This is a genomic window from Salipiger aestuarii, from assembly GCF_003259905.1.
In the GTDB taxonomy this organism is placed as follows: domain Bacteria; phylum Pseudomonadota; class Alphaproteobacteria; order Rhodobacterales; family Rhodobacteraceae; genus Salipiger; species Salipiger aestuarii.
Genome location: NZ_QLMG01000012.1, coordinates 1 through 24879, shown reverse-complemented (window position 1 = coordinate 24879; position 24879 = coordinate 1). Strand labels below are relative to the sequence as shown.

General features: G+C 58.5%; 23 protein-coding genes and 1 pseudogene. 14 read left to right on the top strand and 10 right to left on the bottom strand.

Annotation, left to right across the window (positions count from 1 at the left end; translation table 11 throughout):
* From ATI53_RS08535 to ATI53_RS08475, 13 genes are all read left to right on the top strand, one after another.
* Entirely contained in the window at nt 1-1593 is a 1593-nt protein-coding gene (locus tag ATI53_RS08535; RefSeq protein ID WP_009505792.1) for a dihydrolipoyllysine-residue acetyltransferase, read from the top strand.
* 11 nt (nt 1594-1604) lie between these two features.
* On the top strand, nt 1605-3317 hold the full coding sequence (lpdA, locus tag ATI53_RS08530; RefSeq protein WP_111550198.1) for a dihydrolipoyl dehydrogenase: 1713 nt from the start codon (nt 1605-1607) through the stop codon (nt 3315-3317).
* 374 nt (nt 3318-3691) lie between these two features.
* The gene (locus ATI53_RS08525; RefSeq protein ID WP_009505790.1) at nt 3692-4015 is read left to right on the top strand and encodes a 2Fe-2S iron-sulfur cluster-binding protein; all 324 of its coding nucleotides are present in this window, start codon (nt 3692-3694) and stop codon (nt 4013-4015) included.
* Nucleotides 4016-4051: 36 nt separating this feature from the next.
* Entirely contained in the window at nt 4052-5104 is a 1053-nt protein-coding gene (gene gtdA / locus ATI53_RS08520; protein WP_009505789.1) for a gentisate 1,2-dioxygenase, read from the top strand.
* A gap of 108 nt (nt 5105-5212) precedes the next feature.
* Nucleotides 5213-6568: an aromatic ring-hydroxylating dioxygenase subunit alpha gene (locus ATI53_RS08515; protein WP_009505788.1), complete on the top strand. Its 1356-nt coding sequence runs from the start codon at nt 5213-5215 to the stop codon at nt 6566-6568.
* A 60-nt stretch (nt 6569-6628) separates the two neighbouring features.
* The gene (locus ATI53_RS08510) at nt 6629-7189 is read left to right on the top strand and encodes an aromatic-ring-hydroxylating dioxygenase subunit beta (protein ID WP_034453106.1); all 561 of its coding nucleotides are present in this window, start codon (nt 6629-6631) and stop codon (nt 7187-7189) included.
* Nucleotides 7190-7205: 16 nt separating this feature from the next.
* Nucleotides 7206-7538, top strand: coding sequence for a non-heme iron oxygenase ferredoxin subunit (locus ATI53_RS08505; protein ID WP_009505786.1), 333 nt, complete (start codon nt 7206-7208; stop codon nt 7536-7538).
* 3 nt (nt 7539-7541) lie between these two features.
* Nucleotides 7542-8375: a 3-(cis-5,6-dihydroxycyclohexa-1,3-dien-1-yl)propanoate dehydrogenase gene (gene hcaB, locus ATI53_RS08500; RefSeq protein ID WP_009505785.1), complete on the top strand. Its 834-nt coding sequence runs from the start codon at nt 7542-7544 to the stop codon at nt 8373-8375.
* A gap of 88 nt (nt 8376-8463) precedes the next feature.
* Nucleotides 8464-9921, top strand: a complete 1458-nt coding sequence (locus ATI53_RS08495; RefSeq protein ID WP_009505784.1) for an aldehyde dehydrogenase — start codon at nt 8464-8466, stop codon at nt 9919-9921.
* 74 nt (nt 9922-9995) lie between these two features.
* The gene (locus tag ATI53_RS08490; RefSeq protein WP_009505783.1) at nt 9996-11234 is read left to right on the top strand and encodes a cytochrome P450; all 1239 of its coding nucleotides are present in this window, start codon (nt 9996-9998) and stop codon (nt 11232-11234) included.
* A 48-nt stretch (nt 11235-11282) separates the two neighbouring features.
* Entirely contained in the window at nt 11283-12140 is an 858-nt protein-coding gene (locus ATI53_RS08485; protein ID WP_111550197.1) for a fumarylacetoacetate hydrolase family protein, read from the top strand.
* Nucleotides 12141-12162: 22 nt separating this feature from the next.
* Entirely contained in the window at nt 12163-13389 is a 1227-nt protein-coding gene (locus ATI53_RS08480) for a CaiB/BaiF CoA transferase family protein (protein WP_047998182.1), read from the top strand.
* Nucleotides 13386-14288 (top strand): hydroxymethylglutaryl-CoA lyase, encoded by a 903-nt coding sequence (locus tag ATI53_RS08475; protein ID WP_111550196.1) that lies wholly within the window; start codon nt 13386-13388, stop codon nt 14286-14288. Before ATI53_RS08480 ends, ATI53_RS08475 begins: the two co-directional genes overlap by 4 nt.
* A 35-nt stretch (nt 14289-14323) precedes the next feature.
* Here the strand turns inward: ATI53_RS08475 and maiA are convergent, their stop codons facing one another.
* From maiA to ATI53_RS08425, 10 genes are all read right to left on the bottom strand, one after another.
* Nucleotides 14324-14971, bottom strand: a complete 648-nt coding sequence (gene maiA / locus ATI53_RS08470) for a maleylacetoacetate isomerase (RefSeq protein ID WP_111550195.1) — start codon at nt 14969-14971, stop codon at nt 14324-14326.
* Nucleotides 14968-15675, bottom strand: a complete 708-nt coding sequence (locus tag ATI53_RS08465; protein ID WP_047998180.1) for a fumarylacetoacetate hydrolase family protein — start codon at nt 15673-15675, stop codon at nt 14968-14970. The genes maiA and ATI53_RS08465 overlap by 4 nt, the downstream gene beginning before the upstream one ends.
* A gap of 1 nt (nt 15676) precedes the next feature.
* Nucleotides 15677-17632 carry a TRAP transporter permease gene (locus ATI53_RS08460; RefSeq protein WP_205912161.1) on the bottom strand — a complete coding sequence of 652 codons (1956 nt, stop codon included), beginning with the start codon at nt 17630-17632 and terminating at the stop codon, nt 15677-15679.
* Nucleotides 17633-17681: 49 nt separating this feature from the next.
* Nucleotides 17682-18641, bottom strand: coding sequence for a TAXI family TRAP transporter solute-binding subunit (locus ATI53_RS08455; RefSeq protein ID WP_111550194.1), 960 nt, complete (start codon nt 18639-18641; stop codon nt 17682-17684).
* Between the two features lie 64 nt (nt 18642-18705).
* The gene (locus tag ATI53_RS08450; protein ID WP_111550193.1) at nt 18706-19314 is read right to left on the bottom strand and encodes a glutathione S-transferase N-terminal domain-containing protein; all 609 of its coding nucleotides are present in this window, start codon (nt 19312-19314) and stop codon (nt 18706-18708) included.
* A 52-nt stretch (nt 19315-19366) separates the two neighbouring features.
* On the bottom strand, nt 19367-20026 hold the full coding sequence (locus tag ATI53_RS08445; RefSeq protein WP_034453097.1) for an OmpW/AlkL family protein: 660 nt from the start codon (nt 20024-20026) through the stop codon (nt 19367-19369).
* Between the two features lie 93 nt (nt 20027-20119).
* Nucleotides 20120-21346: an NAD(P)/FAD-dependent oxidoreductase gene (locus ATI53_RS08440; RefSeq protein WP_047998175.1), complete on the bottom strand. Its 1227-nt coding sequence runs from the start codon at nt 21344-21346 to the stop codon at nt 20120-20122.
* Between the two features lie 99 nt (nt 21347-21445).
* Nucleotides 21446-22351, bottom strand: a complete 906-nt coding sequence (locus tag ATI53_RS08435; protein ID WP_009505771.1) for a VOC family protein — start codon at nt 22349-22351, stop codon at nt 21446-21448.
* Between the two features lie 22 nt (nt 22352-22373).
* Complete coding sequence (locus tag ATI53_RS08430; protein WP_111550192.1) at nt 22374-22973, bottom strand: 2-hydroxychromene-2-carboxylate isomerase; 600 nt, start codon at nt 22971-22973, stop codon at nt 22374-22376.
* Nucleotides 22973-23998 carry a dihydrodipicolinate synthase family protein gene (locus ATI53_RS08425; RefSeq protein WP_205912162.1) on the bottom strand — a complete coding sequence of 342 codons (1026 nt, stop codon included), beginning with the start codon at nt 23996-23998 and terminating at the stop codon, nt 22973-22975. The genes ATI53_RS08430 and ATI53_RS08425 overlap by 1 nt, the downstream gene beginning before the upstream one ends.
* 369 nt (nt 23999-24367) lie before the next feature.
* Between ATI53_RS08425 and ATI53_RS08420 the strand changes: the two are divergent.
* Nucleotides 24368-24767 (top strand): annotated as a pseudogene (locus ATI53_RS08420) (transposase); the annotation flags it as partial.
* Nucleotides 24768-24879 lie beyond the last annotated feature (112 nt).

Genomic DNA, 24879 nt, shown 5'->3' with positions numbered 1-24879 from the left:
ATGACCAACACCATTGACGTGAAAGTGCCTGATATTGGCGATTTTTCCAATGTGCTCGTGATCGAGATCAACGTCTCTGTAGGCGATATCGTCGCAAAGGACGACCCGATCTTGATGCTGGAAAGCGACAAGGCAACCCTGGATATTCCCGCACCGACCGGCGGTAAGATCGCCGCCATCCATGTGGTCGAGGGTGACAAGCTCAGCGAGGGCAGCCTCGTGATGACACTGGAGGCCGCGGGCGAAGTCCCCGAAGCTGACACCACCCGGCCTGATGTGCGCGAGGCCGCCGATGCGGTTCCAGAGCTGAGCGCCTCTGCCGCCGCACCCGCCGAAGGTGCGGGCCTTACTGGAAAAATCGAGCTTCTCGTGCCCGATATCGGTGATTTCACCGATGTGCCGGTGATCGAGATCGTGATCGCGGTAGGCGACATTATTGACGTTGACGACACGGTGGTGATTCTTGAATCGGACAAGGCCACGCTCGATGTGCCCTCGGCCGTCGCGGGCCGGGTTGTCGAGTTGCTCGTCGCCGAAGGCGACAAGGTGAGTCGCGGTAGCCTGCTGGCGGTGGTCGCACCCGAAAGCGCGGCCCCGGCGCCCACGCCGACAGCTGTTCCGGCGGCTGCGGCTGCGGCGACCGTGGCCAGGCCGACCCCGACACCCAGCGCACCGGCTCAGCCGGCCAGGCTGGCGCATGCCTCGCCCGCCATCCGCAAATTCGCCCGCGAGCTTGGCGTTGATATCAACGCTGTTTCCGGCACCGGCCCCAAAGGCCGCATCACCCGCGAGGACGTGCAGGATTTCGTCAAGACGGCGCTGGCCGCGCCCTCTGCCCCTGCGGCGAGCGGCGCCGACAGGGGGCTTGACCTGCTGCCCTGGCCCAAGGTCGATTTCGCCAAATTCGGCGAGATCGAGCGCGTGCCCCTGTCGCGGATCGCCAGAATCTCGGGGCCAAGCCTGGCGCGCAACGCCACGATCATTCCCCATGTCACCAATTTCGAAGACGCCGATGTCACCGATCTCGAAGCATTCCGCAAGATGGTGAACAGCGAGGCGAAGGATGGCACGAAACTCTCGATTCTTCCTTTCGTGGTGAAGGCGGCTGTCGCTGCCCTCAAGCAGTTCCCCAAGTTCAACGCATCGCTCGATGGCGATGGCCTGATCCTGAAGAAATACTATAACATCGGTGTCGCGGCGGACACGCCCGAAGGGCTTGTCGTGCCGGTGATCAAGGATGCCGACAAGAAGGGCATCTACGACATCGCAGCCGAAATGACCGAACTTGCGGGCGCTGCGCGTGCAGGCAAACTCAAGGTCGGGGACATGCAGGGGGCGACCTTTACCATCTCGTCGCTCGGCGGGATCGGCGGCACCAACTTCACGCCGATCATCAACGCGCCGGAGGTTGCGATCTTTGGCATGACCCGGTCCGCGATTCGGCCGGTCTGGGATGGCGCGGCGTTCCAGCCCCGTCTGGTTCAGCCGATGAGCCTAAGCTGGGATCACCGCGTGGTCGACGGTGTGGCGGCGGCGCATTTCCTGGTGACGATGAAAACAATCCTGTCGGATTTCCGGCGCATCAGCCTGTAAGGGGAAACGCGATGAAGATTGATGTGCAAATCCCCGATATCGGCGATTTTTCCAATGTGCCAGTGATCGAAGTCACCGTGGCATTGGGCGATATCGTCGCCGAGGATGATCCGATCCTGATGCTGGAAAGCGACAAGGCGACGCTGGATATTCCCGCGCCTGCGGCAGGCAAGGTCACCGCTATCCATGTGTCCGAAGGCGACACGGTCAGCAAGGGCAGTCTGGTGATGACGCTTGAGGCCGAAGGCGAAGCGACCGCAGAAGCGCCCCCCGAGGCTGCGCCCGCACGGCAGCCCGTGCCGGCCCTGCAGACCGCCGCCTCTGCCAGCGGCGCAGACAGCCACGCGGAATTCCTGGTGCTTGGCGCTGGACCGGGTGGCTATACAGCCGCCTTCCGCGCCGCCGATCTCGGACTCAAGGTCACGCTGATCGAACGCTGGGACAGGCTGGGGGGCGTCTGCCTGAACGTGGGGTGTATCCCGTCCAAGGCACTGCTGCATGTGGCCAAGGCCATGGACGAAGCGCAGGCGTTATCCGCCCACGGGGTCAGTTTCGCCGCCCCGACGGTCGACCTGGACGGCGTTCGCAGCTTCAAGGATGGGGTGGTCGGCAAGCTCACCGGCGGACTGAATGGTCTGGCGCGCAAGCGTAAGGTCACCGTCGTCAGGGGCACCGGGCGGTTCGCGGGCCCCAATGTCATTCGTGTAGAGACTGCCGAGGGCACGCAGACCGTCAGCTTTGATCATGCGGTCATCGCCTGCGGGTCGGAACCCGTGCGCCTGCCGTTCCTGCCCGACGATTCGCGCGTGATCGACAGCACCGGGGCGCTGGCGCTTGCCGATATCCCTGAACGGATGCTGGTGGTGGGCGGCGGGATCATCGGGCTCGAAATGGCGCAGGTCTATGATGCTCTTGGATCGAAAATCACCATTGTTGAACTGATGGATCAGATCATCCCCGAAGCGGATCGCGATCTGGTAATGCCGCTGATGAAGCGGATCGAGAAACGCTATGAACGCGTCCTTCTGAAGACCAAGGTCACCAAGGTCGAGGCCACTGATGCAGGTCTTGTGGCCACATTCGACGGACCGAACGGCATCTTTGAAGCTGAATTTGACAAAGTTCTTGTCGCCGTTGGCCGCAAGCCCAACGGAGCGCTGGTGGCTGCCGACGCGGCAGGCGTAACCGTGGATGAGCGCGGGTTTATCCCGGTGGACACGCAGATGCGCACCAATCAGCCGCATATCTTTGCCATCGGCGATGTGGTTGGCCAGCCGATGCTTGCGCATAAGGCCGTGCATGAAGCCAAGGTTGCGGCCGAAGTGGCCTGCGGCGAAAAATCTGTGTTCGATGCACGGGTTATCCCGTCCGTGGCCTATACCGATCCGGAAATTGCCTGGGTCGGCATGACCGAGGCCGAAGCGAAGTCAAAGGGTGTGAAGGTCCGGAAAGGCGCATTCCCTTGGGCGGCCTCGGGGCGGTCTTTGTCGCTGGGCCGCGATGAGGGGGTCACCAAGCTGTTGTTCGACCCCGATACCAAACGAATCATCGGCGCCGGGATCACCGGGCCAAATGCCGGAGACCTTCTGGCCGAGGCTGTGCTTGCGATCGAAATGGGTGCCGATGCCGAAGATCTGGCGCTGACGATCCATCCGCATCCGACCCTTTCGGAAACCCTGGGGCTGGCCGCAGAGGTGTCTGAGGGGACCATTACCGATCTGTAAGCCCCGCAAGACCGGGTGGCAGCCGAGCAGCGTCATTCCGGCATTTCGTGGATGTTCATACGATCCATTCCGACGTGGCTGGAGCTGCCAGTCACCATCACTTTTTGGGAAAGATCGACCACCGTTCTGCTGAAATCTCCCGTCTGAGGAGAGCCCCGCGCCGTCATGGTTCGGGCCGCGTGCCCGGGCGAAAACAGGGCCGGTTCAAGTGCCTTGACAAGAGTTTCAACGGACTTTAGTGACTATGCATACTAATTCGAACCAGGGGGCTTCAGGTACTCCGATACCTGAAGGAAATATGCAGTGAATTGGTGCCGTGAGGGTTCTGCCCAAGCTTGGGCATCACTCATGGCTGAGAGGAAAGGGAGGTGGATATGACTGTATCTGTAGCATTCATCGAATACGACGGGACACGTCGGGAGATTGATGGCCAGGAAGGCTCTTCGGCAATGGAGGTCGCCTCGAATAACGGCGTGCCCGGAATCGATGCCGAGTGCGGCGGGGCATGCGCCTGTGCAACCTGTCACGTTTATGTGGGCGAAGAGTGGATCAACGAGCTTGATCCGCCGTCGGATAACGAGCTTTCGATGCTCGAATTCGCCGCCAACAGGCAGGAGAACAGTCGTCTGTCATGTCAGATAAAGCTGAGCCCCAAAATCTCGGGGATTGAGTTGACGACACCGGAATTTCAGTTCTGAGGCGGCTTGCGCTTTTAGGCTAAGAAGGAGGCTCCAATGTCGCTGACAGAGGCACCCGAAGAAACGGCGGAACGCAAAGCGTTCTACGAGAAGATCGACAGCAATTCCTACACCCCGCTCTGGGCTGTGTTGAATAGCATCATTACACCCGAGCCGAAGAGCGACTGCGTTCCCCATGTCTGGCGGTTCCAGGTTGCAAAGGACTATCTGCTGGAAGCGGGCGGGCTGATCACGGCGAAAGAAGCTGAGAGGCGCGTGCTTGTCCTGGAAAACCCCGGCCTGCGTGGTCAATCACGGATCACCACGTCACTCTACGCCGGCCTTCAGATCGTCATGCCCGGAGAAGTCGCCCCGGCCCACCGGCACAGCCAGTCGGCACTTCGCCTGGTGCTTGACGGTGAGGGGGCGCACACCGCCGTGAACGGCGAGCGCACCATGATGTCTTTCGGTGACTTCGTCATCACGCCGCCTTGGGGCTGGCATGACCATGGCAACAGTTCCGATGAGCCGATGATCTGGCTTGATGGTCTCGATATAGCGGTGGTGTCACTGTTCGACGCGTCGTTCGCCGAAGAGCATGGCGAAGACGAGCAGCCCATCACGCGCCCACTCGGCGACAGCACCGCGCGTTTCGCCGCGAACATGCTGCCTTATGACTATGAGCGTAAGGGCTTGGCATCCCCGATCTTCAACTACCCCTATGATCGCTCGCGCGAGGCCCTAGAAAAGCTGAAGTCGGCCGAAGATGCCGACCGCTGCCACGGATTTCGCATGCGCTATGTGAACCCGCTGGACGGCGGATGGGCCATGCCGACAATCGCCCCCGGTCTCCAGCTTCTGCCGAAGGGGTTCGAAACCGCGCCCTACCGCTCGACGGACGCAACCGTGTTTGTCGTGATGGAAGGTCAGGGCAAGTCGCAGATCGGCGACGAAGTGCTGGAATGGGGTCCCAAGGACGTCTTTGTCGCGCCGAGCTGGAAATGGATCAAACACATGCCCGACGGAGAAGCGGTGTTCTTCACCTACTCCGATCGTGTGGCACAAGAAAAGCTTGGTCTGTGGAGGGAGGATCGCGGAAATCAGAAATGATCGCTTCATCGAGATGCGGGACGCATCCACATGTATACTAGATCGTAGGTCACATATCCGTCTTGTTGGAGGGGCGGATCACAAAGTTATCACCAAGGGAGGAAAGACATGACAAACGCGCCCCATACGGCTTCGAGCAAGACGTATACCGACGAGGACATCAAAAACCTCGTCGACACCAAAACCGGAAAATACAGCCCCGAGATCTACACCAGCGAAGAGCTGTATCAGCTTGAGCTTGAGAAGATTTTTGCTCGTACCTGGATTTGCGTCGGACACGAGTCGCAGCTTCCGAATTACGGCGATTTTCAATCGGCATACATTGGTGAAGACCCTGTCGTTGTCGTGAGGCAAAAAGACAATTCGATCCGCGTTTTCCTCAACCAGTGCCGGCATCGTGGCATGCGCATCTGCCGTGTCGACGCCGGTAACGCGCGTGCGTTCACTTGCCCTTATCACGGGTGGGCGTATGACTCGGCGGGAAATCTCGTCAGTGTGCCGATGGAGACAGCGGCCTTCAACGACGCCCTGAAAAAGGATGAATGGGGTCCGAAACAGGCACGGGTCGAGACCTACAAGGGCCTTATCTTTGCCAACTGGGATGAGAGCGCACCCGATCTCGATACCTATCTCGGCGACGCCAAGTTCTACATGGACACCATGCTGGATCGTGTTGAAGGCGGAACGGAGGTGATCGAGGGTATCCAGAAGTGGGTCATCCCTGCCAACTGGAAATTCGCGGCAGAGCAGTTCGGCAGCGATGCCTATCACGCCGGCACCACGTCGCACATTTCGGGCATCATGGCAGGGGCGCCGGCCGGCACCGACTTGACCAAGATGCAGCCGCCGACTGACGGCTTGAATGTGTATATCGGCAATGGCCATGCGTGCGGGCTTTTCCTGCGCAACCCGATGTTCTATCAGGTCATCGTCGGACCCGCCGTCACCGAGTATCTCACACAGACGAGCTACCCGGAAGCCGTGGAGCGTGTTGGCAAAGAGCGAGCCGACATCAATCTGTGTCACATGAATGTCTTCCCGAACCTGTCGTTCCTGACCGGGATCAACACGGTGCGCATGTGGCAGCCGAGGGGCCCCCACGAGATGGAGATCTGGTCCTTTACGATTGTTGACAAAAAGGCGCCCGACGCCATCAAGCAGGAATGGGCCCGTCACAACGTTCGGACCTTCTCGGCCGGCGGTGTGTTCGAACAGGATGACGGCGAGAACTGGAATGACATCCAGCACGTCCTGCGCGGTCATGTCGCCAAACAGCAAAAGTTCAACATCCAGATGTCGGATCATACGGTACGCGATGCGGAACCCGGCTACCCCGGAAAGAGCTTCGCCAACACATATGGCGAGGAAGCCGCGCGGAATATCTACGCTCATTGGGCGCGGATGTTGACGACCTCGGATTGGTCGGCTCTCGATTCTGTGGCCACTTTGAAAGCAGCTGAGTGACATTAAAAGCGAACGGCAGGCCCAAAGATGGGCCTGTCGGCAAGCTATAGGGAGGAAACCATGCTTGATATCGTTACCAAGAGCAACTTCTCGGTGAAGCCCGCGCCGGTGCCGGTCGAACTTCAACAAGAAATCGAACAGTTTTACTTCTGGGAAGCAAAGCTGATGGGAGACCGGCGTTGGGAAACCTGGTTCACCCTGATGTCGAAGGAGATCGAATATTGGGCGCCGCTTCGCACGACCAGAATCATGCGTGAAGCGGAAAAGGAATACACCGACGAACACGGTTACGCCCATTTCTTCGACGACTGGAACATGCTTGAGGGACGTATCCGCAAAATCATGTCGGATGTGGGTTGGTCTGAGAACCCCGCGTCCCGGTTGCGGCATATCGTCAGCAACGTCCTGATCTGGAAAGGTGCGGAAGAAGGCGAATACGACGTGAGCACGTCGGTAATCACCTACCGCAACCGTCAGGAGCGCCAGGCTGATATTTTCTCGGCAGAGCGTCAGGACAAGATCCGCCGGGTGGACGACGAGCGCGGGTTCGAAGTTGTGAAGCGCAAGATTCTGCTGGATCAAAGCACCGTGCTGTCGAATAACATCAGCTTCTTTTTCTGAGCTGAAAGGTAAATAAATGGCATGGCACAAAACGTTCCCTCTGGCAGAAGTGCCAGAGGGAGAAATGGTCCAATACACCGGCTGCTCGGAGCCGATCTTGGTATGTCAGGTGTCCGGGACGGTGTACGCCGTTCAAGACACCTGTACGCACGACACCTGGTCTTTATGCGACGGCTATCTCGACGGTCATATCGTCGAGTGCTCTTTGCACATGGCGAAATTCGACGTTCGCAACGGTGAGGTCACGGCACTCCCCGCTTGCGAGGCGCTGAAGGTTTTTCCCGTCAAAGTAGAAGATGGCCACGTCTATGTAGAATATCAAGAAGAAGAAATGATGGGGAGGGGATAAACCATGCGTATGAAGGATCAGGTCGCACTTGTGACCGGCGGGGGTTCGGGACTTGGCAAGGCGATCGTCGAACGGTTCGTGAAAGAGGGAGCGCGTGTCGCGATACTTGATCGCTCGCCCGAGCGTATCGAAGAGGTGGTTTCGGCCCATCAAGGAGCCGTGGTCGGCGTCGCAGGCGATGTTCGCAGCATGGACGACAACAAGAATGCTGTTGCCGAATGTGTGAAAGCGTTTGGAAAACTCGATACGCTTATCGGCAACGCTGGCGTCTGGGATTATAACGCGACGCTTGCAAGCGCCGACGACGACCGGATTTCGGACGCGATCAATGAGCTGATCGGAATTAACCTCAATGGTTATATTCTCGCCGCCAAAGCTGCATTGCCCGAACTCTACAAGAGCAAAGGCAACGCGATTTTCACCGTTTCGAACGCCGGATTATATCCTGGCGGGGGCGGGGTTATCTACACCGCTGCCAAGCACGGCGTCATCGGCATGATCAAGCAAATGGCACATGAATGGGCCCCACATATTCGGGTAAACGGTGTCGCACCCGGCGGCATTGGCGGATCGAATCTGGCAGGACTTGCCAGCCTGTCCCAGGAGAACAACAGCTTTTCCGACTTGCCTCTCGATGATTTGATGAAACAGATCCTGCCCCTGGAAAAAGCGTTTTATGCAGATGAATACGCCGGCGCCTATGTCTTCTTTGCGGACCGCAACGACAATGGCCCAGCCACAGGCGCGGTCCTGAACTTCGACGGCGGGATTGGGATGCGCGGCTTCATGTCGCCCAATATGGGCGCGGAACTGGTGGAAAAGTTTGGAGCAATCTGAGCTCCGGGGCGCTGCCCGCTGATAAATGCCGGACACCTGGGACGGGGATTAGGTGTTCGCGCAAAAACAAAACAAAAGGGAGGTTACTATGAAAGATGTGTTGCTGCAGATCGACGGCAAAGAAACACCGGCTAGCGGGGACCGCACGTTTGAGCGGGCGTCTCCCGCAGACGGGGTAATGGTAACACGGTACGCTGCCGCGACGCTTGAGGATGTGGACGCCGCAATCGCCTCGGCGGATCGTACGTTCCAAACGTGGTCAAAATCCGGGCCCAGCGAGCGCCGCGGGCTCCTGTTGCGGGCGGCCGACGAGATTGAGAAACGCGGCGACGACTTTGTGGCAGCAATGAAGGACGAAGTCGGTTCCGGCGAACTCTGGGCACGTTTCAATGTCATGTCCGCCGCCAACGTCTTCCGCGAAGCCGCTTCGATGGCAACACAGCTTCAGGGGGAGACCATTCCGTCCGACAAACCCGGCACGATGTCCATGACCGTCCGGCAGCCGGTTGGCGTGATCCTGTCGATTGTGCCTTGGAACGGACCGATCGTTCTGGCAGCCCGCGCGATCGCATATCCGCTCGTCTGCGGCAACACAGTGGTTTTCCGCGCCTCGGAGACATCGCCGCGGGTCCATTCGCTGATTGCCGAAGCGGTGCATGCCGCCGGTTTCCCGGCAGGCTCGGTCAACATGATCGTCAACCGGCCCGAGGAAGCGCCTGAACTGGTCGAGGCGATGATCGCCGACCCGCGCGTGCGTCGGGTGAATTTCACCGGATCGACACGCGTCGGAAGGATCATCGCCGCCAGTTGCGGCAAGCATCTCAAGCGCAGCATTCTGGAACTCGGCGACAAGTCTCCACTGATCGTTCTGGCCGATGCCGATGTCGACGCAGCGGTAACCGCAGCGGTTTTCGGTGGCTTCCTGTATCAGGGACAAATCTGCATGAGCACCGAACGCGCCATCGTGCACGAGGCGATCGCGGATGATTTTGTCGCCAAGCTTGCTGCCCGCGCGTCGCAACTTGAGACTGGCGACCAGCGCGCGCAATCTTCCTGCGCACTCGGCCCCGTGATTAGTCAGGGCGCCTCGGATCGCATCAACGCCCTGCTTGACGATGCCATCGCAAAGGGTGCCAAGATCAAAGCCGGTGACCGGGCTGCGACCACACTCATTCCCGCGACAATCCTGGACCATGTCACACCGGACATGGAGATCTACAGCGAGGAATCCTTTGGCCCGGTCCTTCAGGTCATTCGCGTGAAAGACAATGATGAAGCCGTGAAGGTGGCCAACGATCCCAACTACGGTCTTTCGGCGGCGGTCCACGGGACCGATATCACCGCGACCCTCGACGTTGCTATGCGGATCCAAACCGGTTCGGTGCACGTCAACGGCGCGACCGTCGCAAACGAACCGCAGGCACCTTACGGCGGAACGCGCAATAGCGGCTGGGGCCGTTTCGATGGCCGCGCGATGATCGAAGAATTCACGGAACTGAAGTGGCTGACAATTGAATCGCCCAAACAACAGTATCCGTTCAGCTGACACTGATCTGGAGCGCCTTTTCGGGCGCTCCACGCCTCCTTAGATTGCCGGGGTAACGGCAAGAAAGTTGAGATATGACCCTGAAAACAGAAACAGCGGACACAGACGCTGCAAAATCCTTCGACTTGCTCAACGTACCGGACGAGTATTTCGAAAATCCATATCCCTATTTTCGGCTGTTACGCGACGCCGATCCCGCTCACTGGAATTCCGACGGCAGCGTGCTGCTGACCCGGTATGCAGATGTTCGGCAGGTCTGGCGCGACATCAGCGGAGAGGTGTTCAAAGGGGAACAATTCGGCCAGCGGTTTGGCGAAGGTCCGCTTCTTGAGCATCACACATCCACGATGCTTTTCCGCGATCCACCGGATCACGACCGGCTGCGCAACATCGTCAACCCGTTTTTTTCGCAGGCGTCCATTCAATCCGTGAGGGGCTTTATCGAAGAAACGGTTGAGAAATATCTCGATGTCGTCGCCGAAAAACGCGATATCGACTTTGTGTCGGACTTCGCCTTTCGGCTGCCGGTTGCCGTTATCTGCAAGTTGATTGGCGTCCCTGTCGAAGATGCGGACTATATCCAGGGCGTCGGACGCAAGGTTCTTTTCCCGCTGAACCCCGCTGTCCCGGCCGAGGTGATCGCGGAAGGGCACGATGCCACTGCGGAATTCAAGTCGTACCTGCGTCCCTTCCTCGAAAAACGCCAGCGCAGCAGTGACATCGACCCGATGAGCGATGTGCTAAGCGCGATGGTCGCTGCTCAGCGGAATGGCGTCACGGTTAGCGACGATGAAATTCTGCATATGTGCATCGTCACACTGAACGGCGGTCACGAAACCACCACCAACCTGATTTCGCAATCGATCCACTATCTTCTGGATGACCCCGAAGCCATGGCGCAAATGCGCAACGGTGACGTCCCCGTCAACGTTGCGATTGAAGAACTGGTCCGGTTTATCACGCCTCTCCAGCTTCAAGGCCGCCGCGTGACGCGCGACATCGAACTCGACAGTGGAAACGGCACAATCCCGAAAGGCACCGAGGTGATAATTTGCCAGGCCTCTGCAAATCGGGATGACCGGGTGTTCGACAATCCTGAAAAGCTCAACCTTGCGCGCAAGCCCAACAATCATATGGGTTTCGGTGCAGGCATTCATGTTTGCATTGGCCGTCCCCTCGCGCGGCTTGAGGCATCTGTTGCTGTGCCGGCAGTTCTGCGGCGGTTCAAGACCATAGAGCGGACGGGACCTGCGCATTTCAATCACAACACGCGGTTCCGTGGTCTCGCCGACCTGCCGCTGCGCCTCGCGTGACGCGAACACCGAAGCGCCATCGAAAGCCGCTGGCTGAAAGATAACTACATGAAACTCTGCATTTTTGATGAGGACCGGATCGGCCTTATCGACGGTGAAACTGTCATCGATGTCACGTCGGCACTCGACGAACTTGCCCCGCTGCGGTATCCGCTGCCACGGCAGGACCGGCTCATTTCGCATTTGTCCGAACTGAAAACGCCGATTGAAACAGCAAGCCAGTCCGGCGCGCGCAAGCCGCTTTCCGATGTTCGTTTGCACCCGCCGGTCGCCAATCCTGGCAAGCTGGTAGCTGCGCCTGTAAACTACACCAAACATCTGCAAGAAGCGCGCGAGCAGGAAGAAATCCATCAAAACAATGCAGCGCAGGTGCGTGTCATTCAGGAGGTCGGGCTTTTTCTGAAGGCGACCAGCAGCCTGATTGGCGCTTCGGACGCGGTTGCTGTGCGCTTCCCCGAAAGACGCACGGACCACGAGCTTGAACTTGCCGTGATCATCGGGCGCACCGCGGACCGCGTCAAAGCAGAACAGGCGCTTGATCATGTCGCCGCCTACGCGATCGGTCTCGACATGACGGTTCGCGGGTCCGAAGAACGCAGTATGCGCAAGTCGATTGATACATACTCGGTGCTCGGCCCGTGGCTTGTGACTGCGGATGAGATCAACGATTCGGGAAATCTCGACATGGAATTGTCTGTAGATGGCATGGTACGGCAAAAGGCCAATACGCGTGATCTCGTTCTGAGTATTCCCGAACTAATCGAAATGGCTTCGAGTTTCTACACCCTTCATCCGGGCGACGTGATCTATACGGGCACACCCGAAGGCGTTGGGCCAGTCACTCCTGGCAACTCCATCGACGCGTGGATCGAGGGCATCGGCTCAATGTCGATACAAGTTTCCTGATACAGTTTCCCGAGGACGTAAGTTGACTCCGAAACCCAATTCTTTCGGCCCGCTTTCCGGTATTCGAATTCTGGAAATCGGGCATTACATCGCGGCGCCATTTTGCACGCGCATCCTAGGCGACCTTGGCGCGGAGATCATAAAAATCGAGCCGCCCGCTGGAGACCCCGCGCGAGACTGGGGAGCGAAACAGAACGATCGCTCGCTATGGTGGAGCGTACACGCTCGCAACAAGCGTTCCGTCGCGATCGACATCAAGTCCCCTGAGGGGCTGGAGGCCGTCCAAAAAGTCATCGCGTCTTGCGATGCATTGGTCGAAAACCTCCGCCCCGGAGCGCTTGCACGACTTGGCCTTTCTTACGAGGTTCTCGAAACGCTGCGCCCGGGTCTTGTGGTCGCCCATATCTCGGGTTACGGGCAAAACGGTCCCGAACGGGATCGCGCCGCATTTGGCGTTATTGGCGAGGCAATCGGCGGTCTTCGCTACCTGACAGACCATCCTCAGGGGACAAGCGATTTGCCGCCGGTCAGGGTGGGGGTCTCGTTGGGGGATTCGGTTGCCGGGCTTTATGCTGCAATCGGCGTGCTGGCCCAGTTGCTGGGCCGCGCAGAGAACAAATCCGCGTCCTGTCATGTGGTCGATGTGGCTCTCACCGAGAGTGTGCTGAGCCTGATGGAGGATATGCTGCCTGCTTACGGTGCGCTTGGCCAGATCAAGAAACCGACGGGCGCGCGCATTTCGACCGCCGCACCCACCAGCGCCTATCCGACGCGGGATGGTCGCTGGCTCTTGATCGCTGCCAATTCCGACCTTCTCTTTGGTCGCCTGATGGCTTTGATCGGTCGCGATGACTTCGCCTCCGATCCGGAACTGTCCACCAATTCCGGCCGCGTGGCGCAGGCTGACCGGCTGGACGCAGCCATAGCGGAATGGACCCGACAGCACGACGCAAACGACGCGGCGCGCATAGTCGCCGAAGCGGACATTCCTTCGACCCTGATTTACACCGCCGCCGAAATTGTCGCGGACCCGCAATTCCAGGCGCGCGGTATGATCCGCAAGGTCACGGATGCCGAACAGGGCACGGTCCTCCACCCCGGAATCGTGCCGCACCTACCGGATTGCCCCGGAGCCATTCGTTTTGCCGGCCAAAACCTTGGGCAAGACACTGATGATGTCCTCCGCGAGTTTGCCCACATGACGGCGCAGGAAATCGGTCGGCTACGGTCGGAAAAGGTCATCACATGACGGCGCGACCGGTCACCATCGTCGAAGTTGGCCCCCGAGATGGGTTTCAGGGAATTGTTCCTTTTATCCCGACAGAGCGCAAGATCCAGTTCATAGAGCGGCTTGCTGCGACCGGACTGGAACGGTTCGAAATCACGTCCTGCGTCAGCGACAAGGCAGTGCCACAACTGGCCGATGCCAAAGACGTTATTGCCGCAAGCCAAGGCGTGCCGGGTGTTCACGGGCAGGTTCTCATTCCCACGGCGTCTCGGGCGCGGCAGGCACTGGCCTTTGGAGCTCGATCGCTTGCCTATGTGCTGTCTGTATCTGAAAGCCATAATCGGAACAATGTGCGTCGTACGCCGGAAGAGTCGGTGTCCGATTATGCAGCGATGATCGCTGACCTGCCTCCGGGCATTTCACTGCGCCTTAATATAGCGACAGCGTTCGACTGCCCGTTTGAGGGGAGGATCGGAACAGAACAGGTGTTGACGTTGCTCGATCAACTGATTCCGCTCGCTCCGACAGCGGAGATCGCGCTGTGTGATACGACGGGCAAAGCGGTTCCCGATCAAGTCGGGGAGGTATTCGACGCGGTGATCTCTCGATTTCCGGAAGTGCGCTCTTGGGCTGTGCACACCCATGACACTTACGGACTTGGCCTGGCCAATGTCCACGCTGCTTGGGAGGCTGGCGTGCGCGTCGTGGATGCGGCCTTTGCCGGACTTGGCGGCTGTCCCTTTGCCCCTGGCGCAAGCGGCAATGTTGCAACCGAAGATGTTGTTTGGATGTTCGAGCGGCGTGGAATCCAGACGAATGTGGATTTGTCCGCGTTGATCGAGATTGCAAAAGACGGCGCGTGCATCCCCGGCGCGTCTGCCGGCGGTCGCGTTCGCAAAGCTCTCGCCGGCTGTGCATGACCTCCGGAGTTATCCGGAGGTCATGTCTGGTCCAGTCACTGGGCGTCGGGTTGCCTTGATGGCGCGGCGTCGCTGAAGGCGGGCAGGGCGTCGCACGCAGCATAGATACGTGCGATGGTCGGCCAGGCGTCCAGTGGAATGTCGAAACGCCGGTTGTTCCAGACCTGCGCATACAGACAGATATCCGCCATTCCCGGTTCATCACCACAGCAGAAACGGCCGGTTTCAGGGTTTTGTGAAAGCTCGGCCTCCAGTGCGTCAAAGCCCAGATTCACCCAATGGGTGAACCATGCCTTCTGCGCGTTTTCGTCAGCCCCGAACTGCTCACCAACGCGCATCAGCACCCGCAAGTTGTTCAGGGGATGGATTTCCATGGCAATCATGTAGCTCAGCGCGCGAACGCGGGCGCGGGCCCCTGGATCACGGGGCAGTAGCGCCGGCTGCGGATGGGTTTCATCAAGCCATTCGATGATGGCGAGGGACTGGGTCAGGTGTTGACCGTCCTCGAGTTCGAGGACGGGAACCAGACCCTGCGGATTACGGCGCAAGAACTCGGGCGTGCGAGTCTCTCCCTTCCGCAACGCATAGGGAACGTAATCGTATGCCAGTCCCTTCAGGTTCAGAGCTGCCCTGAGACGGGTCGACGTGGACGAACGAAAGAAATTGTGCAGACGAAGTGTCATGCCTGTCCTTTCACGCGTTCGGTGATGGGCGTTTCGATCTTGCCAAGTCCCTCGATCTCGATCACGCAATGATCGCCGGGAACCAGCGGCCCAACCCCCTCCGGTGTTCCGGTCATGATGATATCGCCTGGCTTCATCTCCATCGACTGCGACAGGATCGAGATGATCTCTGGAACGGACCAGATCAGATTTGCCAGATCCGAGTCCTGTTTCAGCACATCGTTGACGGACAGCGAGATACGCCCACGCCCGAGATGGCCAACCTGTGCGACAGGATGAACGGGACCAATCACTGCCGAAAAGTCGAAGGCCTTGCCCCAATCCCACGGCCGACCCTGCTCGCGTGCGGCAAGCTGAAGGTCGCGGCGCGTCAAATCATTTCCGACAGCGTAGCCCCAGACATGGTCCAGGGCGTGCTGGGTCGGAATGTCCCGGCCAGCTTTCCCGATGGCAACCACCAGCTCGGCCTCGTAGTGAAAATTCGAGGTCTCGGCAGGATAAGCCACCGCGACACCGGAATCCACGACAGCGTCAGCGGGTTTGGTGAAAAAGAACGGCGGATCACGGTCAGGATCCTTGCCCATTTCTCTTGCATGCGCGGCGTAGTTGCGGCCGACGCAGAAGACGCGGCGCACTGGCAGCCGATCATCGCTCCCCGCCACGGCAACTGAAGGTTGGGGGATTGGATCAAAGACGAAAGCCATATTATTCCTCATGCGAAGTTACATTGGCAGGGATGTTCACTGAATGACGCGATCGCGCCCGAAATGTCAGGAACAGCCCACTGAGCAGCAGGAAGCCGCTTGCGTTGAGTGCGACCGTCATGTTGTCACCCGGCGCAGCGGGGATGAGTAGCGCCGCCCCGGCACATCCGAGAAGCAGGCGGATGCCGATGCTCAGCCGCCCCGCCATCCAGCCTACAAAGGCGGCAGACACTGCATAGACGCCCAGACTGGCCGTTACGACCGCAATGACGACCTCGACCGGATCACCATTGAGCAGCAGTGCCGGTGAGAAAACGAAAATGAAGGGTACAATGTACGCTGTCCACCCCAGCCGTACCGCTTCCAGTGAGGTTTTCATTGGCGGCGCCTTGGCGATGACGGCGGCAAAGAACGCGCCAATACCGATTGGCGGTGTTACCATCGACATCATACCGAGATAGAATATGAAGAGATGCGCGGCGATAGGATCAATACCCGTTCCCACCAATGCCGGAGCGATCAGCACAGCAAGCAGCAGATAAACACCGATCGTCGGCATACCCATTCCGAGAATTAGACTGGCGACGGCAGCTATAAGCAACAGCGCAAACAAACTTTCGCCGCCCAGGGTGACCAGAGATGCCGTCATCGCAAATCCAAACCCACTGACGTTGAGCATGCCGATTATCAGACCCGCTGCGGCGGAAATCATCAAAATGTCAGTCAATGAGCGTCCGGTTTCACTTAGCGCACTGGCAAATTGGCGCAACCTGATCCGATGCCCTCCATAGCCGGGATAAATACCGACCAGCAAGGCCAGTCCCGAACCGATCAATGCCGCAAATTCCGCTCGCTGATTGAACTGGAATATCGCAAGTATGATGGCGGCAAATGGAAGGGTAAAGGGCCAGCCCTTGCGCATAACCTCGCCCAGGGATTTCAATTGGCTGCGGTCAAGAGGTTTGATTCCGTCGCGCGCCGCAGAAATGTCCACCTGAATGAACAATGCGAGATAATAGAGAAAGGCGGGAACAATGGCGGCAATGACGATCTCGGAATAAGGCCGCTGAAGGATGTCAGCCATAAGGAATGCAACCGCGCCCATCACGGGGGGGACTATCTGCCCACCCGTCGAAGCGACGGCCTCAATCGCTGCGGCACGGGCGCGCGAAAACCCGGAATTGATCATCAATTTGATCGTTATGACCCCGGTGGCGACGATGTTTGAAACCACCACGCCCGAAATTGTTCCAAACAACATGGAACCGATGATAGACACTTTTGCCGCACCGCCCCGACGGCTGCCCATGGAAGAACTGGCAAGATCGTTGAAAAACTCTCCCCCACCCGAACGCATCAGCAGCGCGCCAAAGAACACAAAAGCGATCACGATTGTCGCCGCGACATTCAACGTAAGGCCAAGGAGGCCGTTTGCGTCAAAGATGAGATAGAGAAACAGCCGATCCGCATCGACTTGACGGGTTTGCAGGGTGCCTTGCAGATTATGCCCAAACAGCCCGATCGCGAGCATCAGCATCACGAGGATTACAAGCGTCCAGCCCGTAGTGCGACGTAACGCTTCCAGGACCAGCGGCAACAGAAGCGCGGCCACCACCATCGCATCAACCGGTTTCGCGAGCCAAGCGCTGCCGAGTTCGGGATAGCGCAGCGCGAGGTAAAGCGCCGCGCCGAAACTCAGCGCCGCAAAGATCCAGTCAGAGGCTATGAGCAGTATGCGCGGTATCGTCCGATTGCCATCGCGGCTCTTGCCAAGAAATACCACGGGCAGTCCAAGGGCAAGGACCACAGCAAGGAACTGTTCGGTATAGAACAGGTATCCCAACATTGACGGTACATTCGCAACTTGCACTAACGCCGCCAATGTCAGAAGCGCGGCGAGAACGGGCACGACAAGGCGCCGAACCCGTTCTGCGGGAGTCATGATAGTCTGGTCCATGGAAGACATCTTGTCGGTGTCCTATAAAAGCGAGCCTAAATGGCCGGACCTATTTCTGAGGCACCTGCTCGACGCCGCGGCTTTCGAAGAAGGCAACCGCCGCGGGATGGTATTCGAGTCCGGAATACTCACGGTAGGCGGTTTCAAGCGATATGGACGCGAGCGGGGGATAGCTTGCGACGATATCTTCCTTGCGATCAAAGATTGTGGTCAGCATCGCCGTCACGCTTTCATCGGAGACATGTTCCCCTGCGACGAGCACATTGTCCCAGGCAATCATCTGGATCGGCTCGGTGATACCAACCCGCACCGGACTGGGTGAAACTTCGGTGAAGTAGTAGTAGGGCCGGTATTTGCGCACCACAGCAAGGGTTTCTTCGTTGGCATCAATACCCAGGTATCGGATGCCCCCCAATGCGGCGTTGGCTTCGGCAACCTTTGGTGCGCCGACCGCGAAGAACGCGGTATCTACCCTTCCGGCAATGAACTCATCCGCGCCCCTGATCAATTCGGGAACCAGGACAGGCGTGACATCGTCGAGCGATAGCCCGGCGGTCGCGATGATCGCTTGCGTCAACGGAATGCTGAGGGGGAAGGCATTCCAGCCAACCGGAAAGCGCTTGCCCCGCAGATCCTCAAGCGATTTGATGTCGGAGTCGTCGCGCACAAAAAGCCCAACCGGGAAGGTATTGATCTGCGCGACGATCCGAAGTTTCGGCATTTCCCTGGTATAGTCGCCAGTGCCGGTGACCGCTGTATAGACATCGTTCGCGTCATTGAGCGTGAATTCGGCAATACCGCTGTCGAGCGCCTCCATGGTGATGGCATTCCCGCCGAAAGGCTGCACGATGATGTTTTGGCCCTCGCCGCGCGCGGCGTTCGAGATGGCCCCTGCCATGGTATTCCACACAGAACCTTGCGGTGACGTCGCGAACGAGACAGTTTGTGCTGCCACCGGCGACGATAGCGCGATGAGCGCTGCAAATAGGGTATGTCGTATGCGTTTCATTTGGTTTCTCCCTGCGAACCATGGTCAAAGTCCGGCGTGACGAGGGCCGCGCTCTTTGGTTGCTTTACGCTAAGCCTTCGTCTTTCAATGCCTGGATCACTGCGGGACGAGAACCGATACGACCGGCATATTCTCCCAGCGCCGGAGCAAAACCCAGGTCAATTTTCTGGAATTGCGCCCAGCCCAGAAGCGTGAAGAGGTAAGCATCCGCGATCGTATAATCGTCGCCGACGAGATACCCCGATTGACCGATCATGTTTTCCGCAAGATAGCTCAGACGCTTTTTCAACAGATCTTCAAACAGCTGCCGGGCGTCGGCCTGAAGAGAAGGATTGAACAACGGCGTGAAATTTTTGTGAACTTCCGTCGACAGGAAATTGAGAACTTCCAGAAGTCGCCAGTGCAACATCCCTTCATCCGGCGCAAGGTTCTTTTCGGGAACCTGCGCTGCCAGATATTGCATGATGACGGCCGCTTCGGTCAGCTTGGTGCCGTCATCGAGAATAAGGGTCGGCACCAGCGATGTCGGGCTGATGTTGGCATAGTCCTCCCCATCAACGAACTTGCCTTTCTCGGACATGTCAACTTTGTGGAACGAGAGCGGAATGCCTGTCTCGAGTGCGACAATATGCGCCGCCATCGAGCAAGCACCAGGGATATAGTAGAGTTTCATACGCGGCTCCTTTAGGGTCTAATTGCGGTCGGAATGCACTTCGTGCGCAATCCTAAAACCGCCAGATTATTCCAGTACCAACGATGAGCGGGTCGAGCGTGACCTCCGCATCGAATGGTGCGCCACCGATAGATCCGGAGACATCGGCTTCGGCCCAGAGTTTCTTCACATCAAAGTAAAGACCGACGTCTTCAGTGACCATCGATTCAAAGCCGATCTGCACCATCGGACCAACCTTAGTTTTGACTTCCAGGTCCGATGCCGCCCCATCGCTTTCGCCAAGATTGACCACATAGTTCAAGCCGGCCCCGATATATGGCTGAAAGCGCGGATTGTTTGACTTGAAATGGTACTGACCGGCCAGGACCGAAGGACCATAGCGCAATTTGCCGAGCTCGACCGGGGGCAGGCTGCCAGCCCCGCGCAACTCCGCTTCCGGCGGGGTTCCAATCGTCAAGGTAGCCGACCACTGTTCACTAAAGCGATAGCCGATATCCACCGAAATGGCATAGTTTTCGTCTACCTTGACATCCGCTCCGGGCACAGATGCCCCGCCGATGGAAAGGTCGGCACTTGGCCTGAAAAACACCCCTGCGGGGCCTGTCCGAAGATACCACCCTTCAAAGGCTTGTTCCTCTGCGGCAGCCCATCCACCCTGAGTTGCGATAAGTACGGCCGCTAAGGCCGACTTTGTATATACGTTATTGCCCATGCTTTATCCTCCCGGTCAGCATCAATAAGATTTCAGTCTAGAAAGCGCGCGAGACAGGTTGCCAAATCTCCCAATTCCGGCAACCTGAATACTTCAGATGAGTTTCCTCAAGTTCTCTGTTGTCACCAACTCGTCGCCCGTGACTTCATAGCCTTTTTGGATCAACTTGCGCGCAAAGGACATGTCGCGCGGCTGCCCGAATGTGATGACTCCGTCGATCCGACCATTCGTGACGTAAAAGTTCGTGAACCTGCCATTCTCACCGGGACGCGTGTGAACGGTCGCTCCGGGGTCGGTAATACGGCCGATCATCTGAATGTTGATGTCGTATTGATCCGACCAGAACCATGTATTCGGTTCATAGGAAATGTCCTGACCCAGCATGTTTTTGGCTGCTGCAACGCCTTGATCCTGTGCATTCGCCCAAGATTCAAAACGGACAAGATTCGCACCTACCTTGACGACAGCGACATCGCCGCTTGCGTAGATGTGCGGATCGGATGTGCGGGTGAACCGATCCACGACGATACCGCCGGTGTCCACCACCTCAAGCTCGGCCGCGCGTGCAAGATCATCATTTGCCACTGCACCGATGCCCACGATCACTGCCGAGATATCGAGAACTTCTCCGTTGTTCAGCGTGACGCGTTCGACTTTGTCGGTCCCTTCGATCGTCGAGACCTGCGTCGCCAGAAGTACACGCGTCCCGTGCCCCTCGTGCAACTTGATCAAGGCTTCACCGACCTCGTTCGGCAAGCTTCGACCGCAGGCCCGATCCGCCATTTCGACGACGACGACATCCATGCCAAGTCGGCGGGCGGTAGCCGCCACTTCCAGGCCGATCCAACCGGCACCGAGTGCCAGAAGCGTGCCGCCAGGCACAAGCGCGGAACGGATCGCCCTGGCATCCTCAATCGTTCGCAGATAAAAAACGTTCGATTTGGAGTCCAGGTCATTGCCCAAATGACGCGGATGACTTCCCGTTGCAATCAGAAGCCGATCATAAGGCACTTGAGCGCCATCCGAGAGAATGACGTGCTGCGCTTCCCTATCAATACTTCTGGCACTGACATTTCTTCGGAAGTCGATATCATGCTGCTCGACAAAACTTTGCGTAAGCAGGCAGACACTTTCTTCTGTTGCTGTCCCCGTCAAAAGCGCCTTGGACAGCGGCGGCCGCTCGTAAGGTAAATGATTTTCTTCACCTATTAGCGTCAGATCACCTGTATATCCTCCATTTCGCAGCGTCTTCGCTGCGGATGCGGCTGACTGTCCTGCGCCGAGAATGACGATGTGATTGATGGCGGAGTCCGTACTCATGTCTTTTCCGTTTTTCCGTCTAGAGCCGAGAGGTAGCAGTACCTCTCGGCAATTTTGAACCTAGGCGCAGCTGGGCCGCCGCTTTCCTGATACCAGGGATCAGGAGCCGGTTTTGAAGCTTTCGGGGAACGGGGCGCCCCATGCACTGAAAATGCCGGGCTCGTCGGCCCGCCAGAGCTTCGGGCCAGCTTTGCGATCAACGCAGCGCGGCATCTCTCCGGAAAGTTCGTAGCGATTTCCATCCGGCGTGATGAAATAGGAGTAAAGGTTGTTGCCGACACCATGACGCCCAGGCCCGGCTTCGGTCTCAACGTCCGAGTTCGCCATCTGGTCAAGCATCATCTTCATGTGCTCGATATTCGGGAACGTCCAGGCCAGGTGATCCAGCGTTTCATGCGGCGCACCGGCAAACATAGCCACGTCGTGATGATAGTCGCCCACATGGAGCCAAGCGGCCATACGACCTTGTCCACCGGGGAATTCGACGACATCCGAAGCGCGGAAGCCGATGACGTCGCACAGGAAGTTCATCGTCGTCGTGACGTCCGATCCGGCGCGCAGGGTAATGTGGTCCAGATCTTGCGGTGCCAGTCCGCCGCGCAGGTTCTTCTGACGCGCGCCCGGAGAGTAGTAATGTTGACGATGGGACTCGTCGATCAAGACGATCTGCATCTTCTGCCCCTGGGGCGGAAGATCGAACTCGATGGCGCGAGCGACACCGGGCTCGCAATCGCTCATGTCGCGGACTGCGACACCCGCGGCCTCGACCGCCTTGCGGATCCGGGTCAGATCTTCCTCATCGTCCGCCGCGATTGCCAGGCTCTCACAGCCCGTGCCGCCCGCGGTCAGCGCAACATCGAACATCCCGTCGATGCCGCAAGTAAGATAGACCGTGCCATCGGCGCGCGTGACCTCTTCGAGGCACAGCACCGACTTGTGGTACTCAACCGATTTTTCAAGATCCGGGACCCGCAGAGTCGCGTGCGAAAGTTTCTGTAAAGCCAAATCGATATCTCCCTTGTTTGTCTTATACGCCCGATTTCAGAGCTTCGGCTAGAAAATCGAGGCGATCATTCCCCCACCACATCTTGTCACCAAGAACCATGGTTGGCGCACCGAATACGCCAGCCTCGCTGGCCTGCTGCGTCAAGCTCTCCAACCTTGTCGCAGCGTCGCCGGAGCGGGCGAAGTTCAGTAGCGGAGCGGGGTCCGCTCCGATTTCAGCGCTGGCGCGTTCAATGATCCCCGGATCCTCCGGATCGCCCCCACGCCCCCAGATTTCATCCCAGACGAGTTTCACAAAGCGCTGAGACTGCTCTGCCGAGACCGTCTCGATCACGCGCACTGCCGCGGCATTCGCCTGCGCGGACTTGAGCGAGGCCGGAAATGCCAAAGGCACACCATAGCGAAGCGCCCAGCGGTCGAGATCTTCGCGCAGATAGGCGATCTTGATCGGTATGCTGACATTCGCCGGGCCGGTGTTGCCGGCGAGGACTTTCAGACGAGGCAGATCGACCGGGTGCAGGACGATGGAAATCCCATGATCCTGCACGACCTCAGGCAACTTCTGAAAGGCCAGATAAGCGAATGGACTCATGAAATCGAAGTAGAAGTCCAGCTTTCGCATCAATTGCCCGCCCGCAGGCTTTCAGCGAGTTCAGCCCACTTCTGACCCGCAATGCGCCCACCCTCAAGGATCGGCTCCGGCGTGACATGATAGGGGGGACGGCAAGGACCCGCCTTCATCCAACCCGCAGCGTCCATCCGGATCTTCTCAATCGAGATATTGTAACGCGAGAATTCCTTGAACGACCCGTTCGGGAACAGCGTCTTGTAGGTCATGCCGATCCGGTCGGTCAGTGCTTTCGCCTCGGCCCAGTCTCCGGACTTGCGCGCCTTCTCCATAAGATCGCGCAGCAGGATCGCAGGCTCAGGGCCGCACACTGCGCCGCTTGTCCAGAAGGCGGTGCAGTGATCGGGGTCGATACGCGCTGCGGCATAGTAATCCACATCGAGGGGCATCAGGCGAATGCGACGCTTCGACAGGTTAAGATCTGGGTACAGCCCACCCATGTTGAGATATTTCGCCGAGACGATCTGCGGCAGATCGGAAACCTGGGCCCAGAAGGCACGACCGAACTCGTACTTGAACGCCTCGGGATTGGCGTAGGCACAGATTGCCACATCGGGACATGCTTCGGTTACATCGCGGTAAAACTGAACCGCGGTTGCGGTGTCGGCTTCCACCCACATCGGAATGCCCAGCATCACGCCATCAACGCCGATGTCACGCACGATGCGCATCTGGCGAATGGTCTCACGGGTGTTCAGGCTGGTAGTGCCGGCGAAAAAGGGAACCCGCCCGGCCACTGCATCCACCACCGTGCGCACATACGCTTCTTTTTCTTCCCAGGTCAGCGTGGCGCCTTCGCCAAATGTACCCAAGGCAAGAATACCGTCCACCCCGGATTCCACCAGAGCATTTGCGACACGCGCCGTTTCGTCCAGATCCACGGAAAACTCGGTGCGCCAGTCGCTTGCGTCGTCCTTGGCCGGGGTCGGCATAATTGCCCAACAGCCAGTTACATCGTCTACAGTAAGCAGAGTTCTCTTCGCGGACATTTCGCCACCTCGTTTGATTGTGCGCGACATCTTCACGCAGCTCAGTAAATTTTCGGAGAGCATAAAGAATGTAAAGCGCGCATACGATGCGTCGCGAAACTAGGCGAACATCCCTCCCCCTGGATGACCTACGCATGCTTACTAACTGCAAATGGTACCTGTCAAGCCGCTTCTGGATATTGAGATCGGCAGGCCCTCGCGCCGCAAAGAGGTCGCGCTTGGCGCCGCGCCGACCCCCCGCAACCAGGCGTTGAACATCTGGATGGGCTGACCAGAGAACATCCGCCTTGCGCGAGACAGGATCGCGCGGGGCTGCTGATCTTGCGCATACTATAGGGCTTTGTTGTGCAGAGCCGAGGGGGGTTTTATCTCGTGAATCCGGCATGGCAGCTGGTCTGCATGAGCAGGCCCATCCCGCCGACCTGCAAGACCAGAAACTGGCCAGCCTACAACAACGCGCTGAAGCACCGTGGCTCCCTTACGATCTGGTTCGATCCGGACATGGTGTGGGTGCCACCGCCAACCGGCAAGCGAAGCCGACCGCCTCAATATAGCGATGCCGCGATCCAGACGTGCCTGACGTTGAAAGCCCTGTACGGCATGGCCCTCCGGCAGACGACCGGGTTCGTCGAGAGCCTGCTGCGGCCGATCGGCCTTGACCGGGGCCGTGCCGGACTTCAGCACGCTGAGCCAGCGCCAAAGGACTTTGGCAGTGACCACCCCCTGTCGCGGCTCAAAAGGCCCGTTGAACCTGCTGGTCGACAGCACCGGCATCAAGGCCGCGGGCGAAGGAGAATGGCGAATGGCACGCGACTTTGATCGCCAAGTCGCCGAACTCCGGGTCCGCGCCGCCGTGCTGAACGGCGACACCGCGCTCGGCATCCCTGTCACCGAGCCCGTGGGATAAGTGC